Origin of the sequence: Sphingomonas rustica, assembly GCF_039652585.1 — a bacterium.
GTDB classification, from domain to species: Bacteria; Pseudomonadota; Alphaproteobacteria; order Sphingomonadales; family Sphingomonadaceae; genus Sphingomonas; species Sphingomonas rustica.
In genome coordinates, this window is sequence record NZ_JBDIZK010000003.1 from 227,457 (window position 1) to 240,455 (window position 12,999).

At 67.5% G+C, this 12,999-nt stretch carries 12 protein-coding genes; 9 read left to right on the plus strand and 3 right to left on the minus strand.

The window, feature by feature from the left end:
* Positions 1–42 precede the first annotated feature (42 nt).
* The 3 genes from TPR58_RS06700 (at position 43) to TPR58_RS06710 (ending at position 5,638) form a co-directional block, all read left to right on the plus strand.
* Positions 43–3,234: an efflux RND transporter permease subunit gene (locus TPR58_RS06700; RefSeq protein ID WP_346245848.1), complete on the plus strand. Its 3,192-nt coding sequence runs from the start codon at positions 43–45 to the stop codon at positions 3,232–3,234.
* Between the two features lie 6 nt (positions 3,235–3,240).
* Positions 3,241–4,653: an efflux transporter outer membrane subunit gene (locus TPR58_RS06705; RefSeq protein WP_346245849.1), complete on the plus strand. Its 1,413-nt coding sequence runs from the start codon at positions 3,241–3,243 to the stop codon at positions 4,651–4,653.
* A gap of 67 nt (positions 4,654–4,720) precedes the next feature.
* Positions 4,721–5,638 (plus strand): 2-hydroxyacid dehydrogenase, encoded by a 918-nt coding sequence (locus tag TPR58_RS06710; protein ID WP_346245850.1) that lies wholly within the window; start codon positions 4,721–4,723, stop codon positions 5,636–5,638.
* A 49-nt stretch (positions 5,639–5,687) separates the two neighbouring features.
* Here the strand turns inward: TPR58_RS06710 and TPR58_RS06715 are convergent, their stop codons facing one another.
* Positions 5,688–6,053, minus strand: a complete 366-nt coding sequence (locus TPR58_RS06715) for an RcnB family protein (RefSeq protein WP_346245851.1) — start codon at positions 6,051–6,053, stop codon at positions 5,688–5,690.
* Positions 6,054–6,231: 178 nt separating this feature from the next.
* Here TPR58_RS06715 and fabD point away from each other — a divergent pair, with 178 nt between their 5' ends.
* From fabD to mltG, 6 genes are all read left to right on the plus strand, one after another.
* Positions 6,232–7,167, plus strand: a complete 936-nt coding sequence (fabD, locus tag TPR58_RS06720; protein WP_346245852.1) for an ACP S-malonyltransferase — start codon at positions 6,232–6,234, stop codon at positions 7,165–7,167.
* Positions 7,168–7,263: 96 nt separating this feature from the next.
* The gene (locus tag TPR58_RS06725) at positions 7,264–7,635 is read left to right on the plus strand and encodes a GxxExxY protein (protein ID WP_428835701.1); all 372 of its coding nucleotides are present in this window, start codon (positions 7,264–7,266) and stop codon (positions 7,633–7,635) included.
* Between the two features lie 29 nt (positions 7,636–7,664).
* On the plus strand, positions 7,665–8,402 hold the full coding sequence (gene fabG / locus TPR58_RS06730; RefSeq protein WP_346245854.1) for a 3-oxoacyl-[acyl-carrier-protein] reductase: 738 nt from the start codon (positions 7,665–7,667) through the stop codon (positions 8,400–8,402).
* A gap of 182 nt (positions 8,403–8,584) precedes the next feature.
* Positions 8,585–8,821, plus strand: a complete 237-nt coding sequence (locus TPR58_RS06735) for an acyl carrier protein (RefSeq protein WP_110153256.1) — start codon at positions 8,585–8,587, stop codon at positions 8,819–8,821.
* A 157-nt stretch (positions 8,822–8,978) separates the two neighbouring features.
* Positions 8,979–10,238: a beta-ketoacyl-ACP synthase II gene (gene fabF / locus TPR58_RS06740; RefSeq protein ID WP_346245855.1), complete on the plus strand. Its 1,260-nt coding sequence runs from the start codon at positions 8,979–8,981 to the stop codon at positions 10,236–10,238.
* Between the two features lie 28 nt (positions 10,239–10,266).
* Positions 10,267–11,265 (plus strand): endolytic transglycosylase MltG, encoded by a 999-nt coding sequence (mltG, locus tag TPR58_RS06745; protein WP_428835702.1) that lies wholly within the window; start codon positions 10,267–10,269, stop codon positions 11,263–11,265.
* Positions 11,266–11,369: 104 nt separating this feature from the next.
* Here mltG and eda read toward each other — a convergent pair whose 3' ends face one another.
* Complete coding sequence (eda, locus tag TPR58_RS06750; protein ID WP_346245856.1) at positions 11,370–11,984, minus strand: bifunctional 4-hydroxy-2-oxoglutarate aldolase/2-dehydro-3-deoxy-phosphogluconate aldolase; 615 nt, start codon at positions 11,982–11,984, stop codon at positions 11,370–11,372.
* Positions 11,981–12,949: a glucokinase gene (gene glk / locus TPR58_RS06755; RefSeq protein ID WP_346245857.1), complete on the minus strand. Its 969-nt coding sequence runs from the start codon at positions 12,947–12,949 to the stop codon at positions 11,981–11,983. The genes eda and glk overlap by 4 nt, the downstream gene beginning before the upstream one ends.
* Between the last annotated feature and the right edge of the window lie 50 nt (positions 12,950–12,999).

Consider the following 12,999-nt stretch of genomic DNA (forward strand, 5'->3'; position numbering starts at 1 on the left):
CGGCGGAACCCCATTCAGACCTCTTTTCACGAGGAGCAGGCCATGCGCCTCTCGCGGTTCTTCATCACGCGCCCGATCTTTGCGGCCGTCATCGCGATCGTGATCACGATCGTGGGCGGGCTCGCCTATCTGGGCCTTCCCGTTTCGCAATATCCCAACATCGTGCCCCCCACGGTGACCGTCACCGCCACCTATCCGGGCGCATCTGCCGAAACCGTCGCCGAGACCGTCGCCGCGCCGATCGAACAGGAGATCAACGGCGTCGACAACATGCTGTACCAGTCGTCGCAATCGACCGGCGACGGGCGGGTGACGATCACCGTCACCTTCAAGCAGGGCACCGACCTCGACGATGCGCAGGTTCTGGTTCAGAACCGCGTCGCGATCGCGGTGCCGCGCCTGCCGCAGGAGGTCCAGCGGCTGGGCATCGTCACCAAGAAGACCACGCCGGACTTCCTGATGGTGGTCAATCTGGTCTCGCCCGACCGCTCGCTCGATACGCAATATCTGTCCAACTATGCGCTGACGCAGGTGAAGGATCGCCTCGCCCGGATCGAGGGCGTGGGCGATGTGCAGTTGTTCGGCGCGCGCGACTATTCGATGCGGATCTGGATCGATCCGGGCCGCGCCGCCGCGCTCAACCTGACCGCGGGCGACATCGTCCAGGCGCTGCGGGCGCAGAACGTCCAGGTCGCCGCCGGCACGCTGGGGCAGCCGCCCTATAACCAGGGCAACGCCTTCCAGCTCAATGTCGAGACGCAGGGCCGGCTGGTCGACCCGCAGCAATTCTCGAACGTCGTGATCCGTTCTGACGCCGATGGCCATCAGGTCCGCGTCGCCGATGTGGCGCGCGTCGAACTGGGCGCCGCGGACTATTCCACCAATACCTATCTGTCGGGCGAACCCACGGTTCTGCTCGGCGTGTTCCAGCGTCCCGGCTCCAATGCGCTCGCCGCCGCCCAGGCGATCGAACAGGAAATGAAGACGCTCGAGAAGCACTTCCCCAAGGGCCTGGCCTATGAGGTAATCTACAACCCCACCGACTTCATCGCCCAGTCGATCGACGAAGTGATGAAGACGCTGGGCGAGGCGATCGTGCTCGTCGTCCTCGTCATCATCGTGTTCCTCCAGCGCTGGCGCGCCGCGATCATCCCGGTCGTGGCCATCCCGGTCTCGCTGATCGGCACCTTCGCGGTGCTGCTGATGGTCGGCTATTCGCTCAACAACCTGTCGCTGTTCGGGCTGGTGCTCGCCATCGGCATCGTCGTCGACGACGCGATCGTCGTGGTCGAGAATGTCGAGCGAAACCTGTCGCGCGGCATGACCCCGCTGCAGGCGGCGTTCACCTCGATGGACGAGGTGTCGGCGGCGCTGGTCGCGATCGTCGCGGTGCTGTGCGCCGTGTTCATCCCGACCCTGTTCATGAACGGCATCTCGGGTGCCTTCTACCAGCAGTTCGCTGCGACCATCTCGACCGCGACGATCATCTCGCTGATCGTCTCTCTCACCCTGTCGCCGGCGCTCGCCGCGGTGCTGCTGAAAGGCCATGCCGAGGACAAGCCGACCTCCAACCGGGTGATGCGCGGCATCCGCGCCGCGGGCGACTGGTTCAACCGCGGGTTCGAGCGGATGAGCGATCGCTACAGCCGCCTGACCCGTGCGCTTGTCACGCGGCCGAAGCGGGTCATGGTGACCTATGTCGGCCTGATCGCCGCGACCATCGGGCTGTTGTGGTCGACCCCGACCGGCTTCATCCCGATGCAGGACCAGGGCTATTTCCTGACCGTCATCCAGCTGCCGCCCGGCTCGTCGGTCGAGCGGACCGATGCGGTCATGCGCAAGGTCGCGCAGCGCATCCTGCCGCTCGAGGGCGTGAAGGGCGCGGTCATGCTGGCCGGCTTCGACGGTCCGTCGCAGACGCTCGCCCCCAACGCCGCCGCCGCCTATATCCCGCTGAAGGACTTCAAGGATCGCCGCGGCATCCATGTCGACCAGATCATGGACGAGGCGCGCAAGGCGACCGCGGACATCACCGAAGCGCGGCTGATGATCGTCCCGCCCCCTGTCATCCAGGGCATCGGCGCAGCCGGCGGCTTCCGGATGATGGTCCAGGACCGTGGCGGCCATGGCTATGAGGAACTGGCGAAGCAGGCTTACGGCCTGATCGGCAAGGCAAACCAGGCACCCGGCCTGGCCGGCGCCTATACCTTCTTCGACACCGCGACGCCGCGGATCTTCGCCGATATCGACCGGCGCAAGGCCGACATGCTGGGCGTTCCGCCCGAGCGGGTGTTCGAGGCGCTGAACGTCTATCTCGGCTCGGCCTTCGTCAACGACTTCAACCTGCTGGGCCGCACCTATCGCGTCACCGCGCAGGCCGATGCGCCCTTCCGCGCGACGGAGTCCGACATCGCCAACCTGAAGACCCGGTCGAACAGCGGCGCGATGGTGCCGATCGGTTCGGTCGCGACGTTCGAGGACAAGACCGGCCCGTACCGCGTGGTGCGCTACAACATGTTCCCCGCAGTCGAGGTCGACGGCAACACTGCGCCGGGCTTCTCGTCGGGCCAGTCGCTGGTGACGATGGAGCGGCTCGCTGCCGAATCGCTGCCGGCCGGGTTCGATACCGAATGGACCGACATCGCGTTCCAGCAGGAACTGGCCGGCAATACCGCGACGCTCGTCTTCGCGCTGGCAGTGGTGTTCGTCTTCCTGGTGCTGGCGGCGCAATATGAAAGCGTGGTGCTGCCGCTGTCGATCATCCTGATCGTGCCGATGTGCCTGTTGGCGGCGATGATCGGGGTCAATCTGAGGGGGATGGACAATAACGTCCTGACCCAGATCGGACTGGTCGTGCTCATCGCGCTCGCGGCGAAGAACGCGATCCTCGTGGTCGAGTTCGCCCGCCAGGCAGAAAGCAATGACGGTCTGTCCCCGATCGAGGCCGCCGTGCGCGCGGCCCAGGATCGGCTGCGTCCGATCCTGATGACCTCATTCGCCTTCGTGCTCGGCGCGGTGCCGCTGCTGATCGCGACGGGTGCAGGCGCCGAGCTTCGCCAGGCGCTGGGCACCGCGGTGTTCTTCGGGATGCTCGGGGTCACGGGCTTCGGCCTGATCTTCACGCCGACCTTCTATGTCGTGTGCCGTGCGCTGGGCGATCGCCTGTCGCGCCGCCGCGGCAAGCCGCAGGGCGGGGCAGGGGCAGCAGAGCCCCAGCTCCAGCCGGCCGAATAAGGAGCCATGCTCATGTATCGTTCGCTGATCGCAACCGTGTCCGCGCTGGCGCTCGCCGCCTGCGCGACCGGACCCGACCATGTCCCGCCGGCGACGTCGGCAGCGGCAGCCGGTCCGTTCGTCGCCACCAGTCCGGTGGTGTCGCCCGACCCCGTTCAGGGCAATTGGTGGCGTCTCTATGACGATCCGGTCCTCGACCGGCTCGTCGGCGATGCCCTGGCGGCCAATACCGATGTGCGGGCGGCGCTCGCCAGGATCGAGCGCGCCCGCGCCGATCTGCGCGGCGCGGGCGCGGCGCGGCTTCCCCAGGCAAGCGCGGGGGCAAGTGCCGATTATGGCCGCACGCCCGCGCAACAGCGCCTGCCCGGCATGGACCGGGAGAATTGGCAGGTCGATATCGGCCTCGACGTTTCCTATGAAGTCGACCTGTTCGGCCGACTGGGCCGCGGCGTCGAGGCGGCGCGGGGCGACTTGGCCGCCGCGACCTTCGATGCCGCCGCCGTGCGGGTGATGGTGGCGGCGGAAACCGCGCGTGCCTATGCCGATGCCAGCTCGCTTGCGGCGCGGCTCGAGGTCGCGGAGCGGATCGTCGCGCTGCTCGACCGCTCGATCGACCTGACCGAGCGTCGCCGCACCGTCGGCCTGGCGACGCGGCTCGACACGTCGCGAATCGCCGCGCTTCGCAACCAGCGTCAGGCCGACGTGCCGGCGCTTGCCGCCCAGCGGGATGCTGCGCTGTTCCGCCTCGCCATGTTGACGGGCCGTGCCCCGGCCGACCTGCCGGCGGAGGCGCGGCAGCGCAGCACCGCGCTGCTCCATATCGACCAGCCGATCCCGGTGGGCGACGGCGCCGCCTTGCTCGCGCGGCGGCCCGATGTCCGCGCGGCCGAACGCCGCCTGGCGGCTGCAACCGCGCGGATCGGGGTGGCGACCGCGGACCTTTATCCCCGGATCAGCCTCGGCGCGTCGGGGGGATCGACCGGGATCGGTTTCGACGACATTTTCGGGGGTGGTCCGCTGCGCTGGCTGCTGGGCGGGCTTATCCGCTGGAACATCAATCCCGAGCCGGCGCGTGCCCGGATCGCAGCGGCGGAGGCGGACAGCCAGGTGGCCCTCGCCCAGTTCGACGGCGCAGTCCTGGGCGCGCTGCGCGAGACCGAGACTGCATTGTCGGCCTATGCCCGTGTGATCGAGCAGCGCACCGCGTTGCAGACCGCGCGCAACGAGGCCGAGGTCGCGGTGAACATCGCCCGTGCCCGTCAGCGCGAGGGCGATATCGATTCGCTGGCGCTGCTGGATGCCGAGCGGACCTTTGCCGATGCCGAGGCGTCGCTGGCCGCGGCGGACGCGTCGATCGCCGGCGCACAGATCGACCTGTTCCGGGCGCTGGGTGGCGGATGGGGCCAGCCGACGAGCTGATCCCGTCCGTCGCAGCCGGACCGCAGCGGGGTTGCGCCACGGCAGGCGAGCGGCGCAAGGCATCGCCATGACCCGACCGACCATAGCCGTGAACGCGGCGCTGATGCCCCGAATCGCCCCTCTGATCGAGGATCGCCATACCCTGGTCGATGCCGATGGCCCGGACGCCCGTGCGGCGATCGCACTGGTCCCGGGCGGCGGCTCGGCTGTGGACGGGGCGGTGATGGATGCGATGCCCGGACTGGAACTGATCGCGGTGCACGGGGTCGGCTATGACAGCGTCGATGTCGGCGCGGCGACCGCTCGCGGCATCCGGGTGACCAATACGCCCGATGTCCTGACAGACGATGTCGCCGACCTTGCCGTCGCACTGATGGTGTCGGTCTATCGCGGCATCGCCACCGGCGACCGGCTGGTGCGCCGGGGCGGCTGGGCGGCGGGAGAGGCGTTCCCCCTCGGCCACCGCGCCAGCGGGCGCCGGGTCGGGATCGCCGGCCTGGGCCGGATCGGCAAGGCGATCGCGCGGCGGCTGGAGGCGATGGACTGCACCATCGCCTATAGCGGACGTCACCGGCAGGAGGGTGTCGACCATGCCTATCATCCCGATCTCGTGTCGCTGGCATCGGCGGTCGAGACGCTGATCCTCGTCCTGCCCGGCGGCGCGGCGACCGACCGGCTGGTCGGGGCGGAAGTGCTCGAGGCGCTGGGTCCCGACGGCGTGCTGATCAATGTCGGGCGCGGCAATGCGGTCGACCAGCCGGCGCTCGTCGCTGCATTGAGAGAGGGCAGGATTGCCGGGGCGGGACTCGACGTGTTCGCGGACGAGCCCGACGTCCCGGGAGAGTTGTTGGGGATGGATCAGGTCGTGCTGCAGCCCCATCGCGGCAGCGCGACCGTCGAGACTCGGGGTGCCATGCTCGACCTGGTCGTAGCCAATATCGACGCCCATGTCGCGGGCAGGGCGCTGCCGACCCCGGTCAACTGATCCGGAGGACAGGCGATCGGCGGAGCCCCGAGGGGCCCCGCCGTCATTATCAGCGCAGGACGTTGGCGAAGACTGCGGCGATCAGGCCGCTGGTGATGCCGACCAGCACCGCGTCATTGCCCGACTGGACATAGCGATAGCCGCGCGGCGGGGCCTTCAGACGGCCGTGATAGCTGCGATAGTCGACCTGGCGATAGTTGCGCGCCTGGCGATAGTCGAACCGCTCACCCTTGCGCCACGAGGTGCGATATTGCGGGGCGGGCCTGCGCACCGTCTGCTTCACCACGGTGCGGCCATTGGGCTTGTGTTTCACGACCGTCTTGGTGACGGTCTGATGCCGCTGCTGTGCCGGGGCGGCGAGCACGGGGGTTGCGACCATCGAGACCGCGGCGACTGCCAGAATGAACTTCTTCATGATTGCTCTCCTCATCGAGACACCGGGCGATCCGGCGTTGAGGTCAAAATGGGGGTCGCATGTCGCAGGCGTTTGTCGCGTTGCGGCTGAAATGGTCGCAAAGTGTCGCCTGCGCGTTGGGCTTGGCATCGCGGCGCAACTTTTCTAACGCCCCCGCTTCATCATGAAGGAGCCAGCCATGCGCGCATTCATCTTCCCCGGCCAGGGCAGCCAGGCCGTCGGCATGGGCAAGGCACTTGCCGAATCCAGCGCCGCCGCGCGCGAGGTCTTCCAGGAAGTCGACGAGGCACTGGGCCAGAACCTCTTCAAGCTGATGACGGAAGGTCCCGAGGATCAGCTGGTGCTGACCGCCAATGCCCAGCCGGCGATCATGGCGAATGCCATCGCGGTGCTGCGGGTGCTGGAGAAGGAAGGCGGCATCCGCCTCGCCGAGAAGGCCGATTTCGTCGCGGGCCACTCGCTGGGCGAATATAGCGCCCTGTGCGCGGCCGGCGCGATCGACCTGTCGACCACCGCCCGGCTGCTGCGCATCCGCGGCGATGCGATGCAGGCGGCGGTGCCGGTCGGCGTCGGCGCGATGGCCGCGCTGCTGGGTGCCGACCTGACCAAGGCGCAGGCGATCGCCGATGCCGCCGCCGAGGGCGAGGTGTGCACCGTCGCCAACGACAATGACCCGACCCAGGTCGTGATCTCCGGCGCGAAGGCGGCGATCGACCGCGCCATCGCCATCGCCAAGGATCACGGCGCCAAGCGCGCGCTGCTGTTGCCGGTGTCGGCGCCGTTCCACTGCCCGCTGATGCAGCCGGCCGCCGATGCGATGGAAAAGGCGCTGGCCGACGTCGCGATCCAGGCGCCGCTGGTGCCGGTCTACGCCAACGTCACCGCGGCCCCGGTCGCCGATCCCGCGACGATCCGCACGCTGCTGATCGAGCAGGTGACGGGCATGGTCCGCTGGCGCGAATCGGTCGCGGCGATGTTCGCCGCCGACGTCACCGATTTCGTCGAGCTGGGCGGCAAGGTTCTGGGCGGCATGGTCAAGCGCATCACCCCCGACGCGACGGTCACCAGCGTTGTGACGATGGACGACATCGAAGCGCTGGCGAAGGCGCTCTAGTTATAGGAAGATTGGTGCGCGCAGAGACGCGGAGGCGCAGAGAGCGAGCGTGTGAAGGAGATCGACCGGATCAGCGGAGACGTCATCGACGTGGCGATGAGGATCAATCGCGAGCTCGGTCCGGGCCTGCTCGAGTCCGTGTACGAGACTGTGCTCGCGGCTAAGCTGGTATCGATGGGCTATGCCGTCGCGCGGCAGAAGCCGGTCGATATCGTGTTCGAGGACATGCGGTTCGAGGCGGCGTTCCGGATCGACCTGCTGGTCGACGGTCGGCTGCTGGTCGAGATCAAGTCGGTGGACCAGCTGCATGCGGCCCATGCGAAGCAGCTTCTGACCTATCTGCGTTTGACCGGGCAGCCCGTCGGGCTGCTTCTCAATTTCGGCGGAGCGACGCTCAAGGAAGGCATTCGGCGGCTGGTCAACAATCACGACCCCTCTGCGCCTCCGCGTCTCTGCGCGAATATTTAAATGCTCATTCGACTACAAAGGAAACCAAGATGTTCGACCTCACAGGCATGACTGCCCTCGTCACCGGCGCCTCTGGCGGGATCGGTTCGGCGATCGCGCGGGGGCTGGCGGCGCAGGGGGCGCGGCTGGCGGTCTCGGGATCGAATGCGGAGAAGCTCGAGGCGTTTCGCGCCGAGCTGGGCGGGGATCATGTCGCGCTGACATGCAACCTGTCCGATGCGGCCGAGGTCGATGCGCTGGTGCCGCGCGCGGTCGAGGCGCTGGGCAAGCTCGACATCCTCGTCAACAATGCCGGCGTCACCCGCGACAATCTGGCGATGCGGATGAAGGACGAGGAGTGGGACCAGGTCATCACCGTGAACCTGGAGGCTGCGTTCCGCCTGATCCGCGCCGCGGCCAAGCCGATGATGAAGGCGCGGTTCGGCCGCGTCATCTCGATCACCTCGGTCGTCGGCCAGACCGGCAATCCGGGCCAGGCCAATTATGCCGCGTCGAAGGCGGGGCTGGTCGGCATGTCCAAGGCGCTGGCGCAGGAACTGGCCAGCCGCAACATCACCGTCAACTGCGTCGCGCCCGGCTTCATCCGCTCGGCAATGACCGACGTGCTGCCCGAGGCGCAGAAGACCGCGCTGCTCGGCCGGATTCCGGCGGGCGACCTGGGCACCGGCGAGGATATCGCGGCGGCGGTCGTCTATCTCGCCAGCAGGGATGCAGGCTATGTCACCGGCCAGACGATTCACGTCAACGGCGGCATGGCGATGGTGTGATCGCAGGCGCAAAGCTGAACCGATAATGGATGTGCAGGGTCACTCGTCGTGCCGGAAACGGCGCTGATCGACTTCCGACCCAACTGTTCGTCCGCAGGGCCGCGGCCCTCTTGCAACCGCGTTGGCAGCGCTCTACGTGCGGTTGACGAATTCAGAGCCCCAACAGAAGGAAAACAGGGACCATGAGCACCGAGGAACGCGTCAAGACGATCGTGGTCGATCACCTCGGCGTCGAAGCCAGCGAAGTGAAGCCGGAAGCCAGCTTCATCGACGATCTGGGCGCCGACAGCCTCGACATCGTCGAGCTGGTGATGGCCTTCGAGGAAGAGTTCGGCGTCGAGATCCCCGACGACGCGGCCGAGAAGATCACGACCGTGGGTGACGCGATCAAGTATATCAGCGAGCACCAGGGCGCCTGAGGCGTCCACGCGGCTGTGCCTGATGGCCGGCAGTGAAAGTTAAGCGGCTTCCCGCCTCTGACGTGGCATCACGGGGGGCGGGGAGCCGTTTTGTTTATGCGCGGCGCTTTTGCGACTATGCGCGTTTCGAATCTGATAAGTTTGACGGAGACACAGGATGCGCCGTGTAGTCGTGACCGGGCTCGGCCTCGTCACCCCGCTGGGAGCGGATGTCGAAACCGCGTGGAAGAACATCATCGCTTCCAAATCGGGCGCGGCCACCATCACCCGCTTCGATGCGACCGACTTCCAGACCAATTATGCCTGCGAAGTGAAGCCGGCCGACCATGAATATGGGTTCGATCCCGGCAAGCGCGTCGATCACAAGATCCAGCGCCAGGTCGATCCGTTCATCGTCTATGGCATCGACGCCGCGGGGCAGGCGATCGAGGATGCCGGCCTGACCGACATGGACGAGGAGACGCGGTTCCGCGCCGGCTGCTCGATCGGTGCGGGCATCGGCGGCCTGCCGGGCATCGAGAGCGAATCGCTCGTTCTGGCGGCCAAGGGCCCCAAGCGCGTGTCGCCGCACTTCGTCCATGGCCGCCTGATCAACCTGATCTCGGGCCAGGTCTCGATCAAATACGGCCTGATGGGCCCGAACCACGCGGTGGTCACCGCCTGTTCGACCGGCGCCCATTCGATCGGCGACGCAGCCCGGATGATCGCGATGGACGATGCCGACATCATGCTCGCCGGCGGCGCCGAGGGCGCGATCTGCCCGATCGGCATTGCCGGGTTCGGCCAGGCGCGCGCGCTGTCGACCGGCTTCCGCGACGATCCGACCCGCGCCAGCCGTCCCTATGACGTCGATCGCGACGGGTTCGTGATGGGCGAGGGCGCCGGCGTCGTCGTGCTCGAGGAATATGAGCACGCCAAGGCGCGCGGCGCGAAGATCTATGCCGAGGTCGTCGGCTATGGCCTGTCGGGCGACGCCTATCACGTGACCGCGCCGCATCCCGAGGGTTCGGGCGCGTTCCGGTCGATGCAGATGGCGATGCGCAAGTCGGGCCTGGACCTGTCGGACATCGACTATGTCAACGCCCACGGCACCTCGACCCCGCTGGGCGACGAGCTGGAACTCGGCGCGGTGCGCAAGCTGTTCGGCAGCAATATCGGCAGCCTGTCGATGTCGTCGACCAAGTCGGCGATCGGCCACCTGCTGGGCGGCGCCGGCGCGGTCGAGAGCATCTTCTGCATCCTCGCGCTGCGCGACCAGATCGTGCCGCCGACGCTGAACCTCGACAATCCGAGCGAGAATTGCGCGGGCGTCGACCTGGTCCCGCACGTCGCCAAGGAGCGCAAGGTGAAGGCCGTGCTGAACAACTCGTTCGGTTTCGGCGGCACCAATGCCAGCCTGGTGATGAAAGCTGTCTGATCCGGTCCAGCAGACGGACCCTGCTCCCATTCCCCCGCCTCCGGTACGGAAGCGGGGGCGGGCCGGGTGCGTCCTGCTGGTCGCGGCGCTGCTGCTCGCCATCGCCGGCGGGCTTGGCGTGGTGCATTTATGGGGCGGGCGGGGCCCGTCCACGGCGAACACCACCGTGATCGTCCCGGTTGGCGCCAGCCTGAACCGCGCAGCCGACGAACTGGAGAAGACCGGGACGATCCGCTCGGCCCGGATGTTCGTCCTGTTCTCGAAGCTGTTCGGCGGCAGTGAGCCGATCAAGGCCGGCGAATATCGCTTCGTGGCCGGGCAGAGCCAGTCCGACATCCTGAAACTGATGCAGGGCGGGCGCACTCTCCAGCGGATGGTGACGGTGACCCCGGGCATGCCGTCGATTCTCGCCTATGAGGCGCTGATGAAGGCCGATCACCTGACCGGCGATGTCGCGGTTCCGGCCGAAGGATCGATCCTGCCCGACAGCTATGCCTATAATCGCGGCGATACCCGCCAGGTCGTGGTCGGCCGGATGCAGAAGGCGATGCGCGACTATCTCGCCGCCGCCTGGGCGCGGCGTTCGCCGGGAATTGCGGTCAGCACGCCCGAACAGGCCGTGATCCTGGCCTCGATCATCGAGAAGGAAACCGGCAAGCCGTCCGAGCGCCGCATGGTCGCCGGCGTCTATTCGAACCGGCTGAAGCGCGGCATGAAGCTGCAGGCGGATCCGACGATCATCTACCCGATCACCAGGGGCAAGCCGCTGGGCCGCCGCATCCTGCGCTCGGAAATCGACGCGGTGAACGACTATAACACCTATTCGATGGTCGGCCTGCCGAAGGGCCCGATCGCCAATCCCAGCCGGGAATCGATCGACGCGGCGCTGAATCCGGAGCGGACCAACTCGGTCTATTTCGTCGCCGACGGCACCGGCGGCCATGTCTTCGCCGAGACGCTCGACCAGCATAACGCCAATGTGGCCAAGTGGCGCGACCTGCGCCGCGCTCGCGGAGAGATGCAGTAATCCGCCCGGCCGGCGCTTCATCCCGGCCCTGAAACGAAAGAGCGCTCGCCTGTCACGGGACAGGCGAGCGCTCTATTGTTTTGCAAGGACGTGCCGGCCGCGCCTCAGCGCGGAAATGCGGCCGCCTCGCGCGCCTTGGCCTCGACCTCGTCGAGCGAGCCGGTCGCGATCCAGCTGCCGCCGACGCACAGCACCGGGTCGAAGGCGAGCCATTCGGGTGCGCTGGCCAGGGTGATCCCGCCGGTCGGACAGAATTTCGCCTGGTAGAAGGGCGCGGCCAGCGCCTTCAGCGCCTTGAGACCGCCCGACGTCTCGGCCGGGAAGAACTTGAAATGCTCCAGGCCCAGGTCGAGCCCGCGCATGATGTCGCCGGCCGTCGCAGTTCCGGGCAGGAACGGCACGCCGCTGGCGATGATCGGATCGGCCAGCTTCTCGGTCAGTCCGGGGGAGACGATGAACTCGGCGCCCGCATCCATGACCTGCGCGAACTGCTGCTCGCTGACGACCGTGCCCGCCCCGACGATCGCGCCCGGGACCTGCTTCATCTCGCGGATCGCGTCGAGCGCCGCCGGCGTGCGCATCGTCACCTCGAGGACGCGCAGCCCGCCGCGCACCAGCGCCTCGGCCAGCGGCTTCGCCTCGGCCGCATCGTGGATCACCAGCACCGGGATGACCGGCGCGGTCCGCATGATGGCCTCGATTCCGGACTCGATGCTCATGATGCGTGCTCCTGTGCGAATGCCGCCGCCGCGCCGTACAGGCCGGGCTCGGGATGGGTGATCAGCTTGACCGGAATAGAGGACATGAGGTTGCGGAATCTTCCCTTGGCGACGAACCGCTCGCCAAAGCCCGATTGCAGCAGATGGTCCTTAAGCCGCAAGCCCAAACCGCCCGCGATCACCACTCCGGTCGGCCCGTGCGCCAGCGCCAGGTCGCCCGCAACCGCCCCCAGGCTGAGGCAGAACCGGTCGAGCGCGGCGACGGCCAGGCTGTCCTGACCCTCCAGCGCCATCTGCCAGATCGTCTTGTCGTCGCGCGAGGCGATCGGCTTGCCCTCGATCTCGGCCAGCGTCTCATAGATTGCCACGATGCCGGGACCTGCGACGATCCGTTCGGACGAGACGCGGTTGTAGGTCTTGCGCAGCCGCTTGACGATCGCATCCTCGATGCCGTCGAGCGGGGCGAAATCCATGTGGCCGCCCTCGGTTGCGATGATCTCGTATCCGGCCTTGTGGCGGAATACCTGCGCGACGCCCAGACCGGTGCCGGGCCCGCACACCGTCAGCGAACCGCGATCGGGCAGCGTCTCGTCCGGGCCGCACAGGTGCTGGAAAGACTCGGGGCCCAACTGGGCGACGGCATGGCCGATCGCCTCGAAATCATTGACCAGCTTCCAGACATCGGCGCCGAGCCGCTGGGGGATCAACTGCGGACGGATGATCCACGGATTGTTGGTCAGCTTGATCAGCTCGCCATTGATCGGCGAGGCCACCGCGATCGCCGCCGCCTTGGGCAGCGGGCGTCCGATCGTCTCGCCATAGGCCTGCCAGGCCAGCTGAAGGCTCGAATGCTCGGCGACCTTCTGCTTCACCGTCTCGCCCATCGAGACGACACGGCCTCCCGCCACTTCGGCGATGGCGAAGCGGGCATGGGTGCCACCGATATCGACCGCAACGACTTCCATGCACTCTCCCCGAACCGTTTGGGACGCCTTATCGGCAACGGACGGGAATG

What these genes read in the sequence shown, in the direction of transcription:
- TPR58_RS06710 (WP_346245850.1), top strand. Translation starts at nt 4,721, where the DNA reads ATGACCCGACCGACCATAGCCGTGAACGCGGCGCTGATGCCCCGAATC.
- fabF (WP_346245855.1), top strand. Translation starts at nt 8,979, where the DNA reads ATGCGCCGTGTAGTCGTGACCGGGCTCGGCCTCGTCACCCCGCTGGGA.
- TPR58_RS06700 (WP_346245848.1), top strand. Translation starts at nt 43, where the DNA reads ATGCGCCTCTCGCGGTTCTTCATCACGCGCCCGATCTTTGCGGCCGTC.
- fabG (WP_346245854.1), top strand. Translation starts at nt 7,665, where the DNA reads ATGTTCGACCTCACAGGCATGACTGCCCTCGTCACCGGCGCCTCTGGC.
- TPR58_RS06705 (WP_346245849.1), top strand. Translation starts at nt 3,241, where the DNA reads ATGCTCATGTATCGTTCGCTGATCGCAACCGTGTCCGCGCTGGCGCTC.
- TPR58_RS06735 (WP_110153256.1), top strand. Translation starts at nt 8,585, where the DNA reads ATGAGCACCGAGGAACGCGTCAAGACGATCGTGGTCGATCACCTCGGC.
- eda (WP_346245856.1), bottom strand. Translation starts at nt 11,984, where the DNA reads ATGAGCATCGAGTCCGGAATCGAGGCCATCATGCGGACCGCGCCGGTC.
- fabD (WP_346245852.1), top strand. Translation starts at nt 6,232, where the DNA reads ATGCGCGCATTCATCTTCCCCGGCCAGGGCAGCCAGGCCGTCGGCATG.
- TPR58_RS06715 (WP_346245851.1), bottom strand. Translation starts at nt 6,053, where the DNA reads ATGAAGAAGTTCATTCTGGCAGTCGCCGCGGTCTCGATGGTCGCAACC.
- glk (WP_346245857.1), bottom strand. Translation starts at nt 12,949, where the DNA reads ATGGAAGTCGTTGCGGTCGATATCGGTGGCACCCATGCCCGCTTCGCC.
- TPR58_RS06725 (WP_428835701.1), top strand. Translation starts at nt 7,264, where the DNA reads ATGAGGATCAATCGCGAGCTCGGTCCGGGCCTGCTCGAGTCCGTGTAC.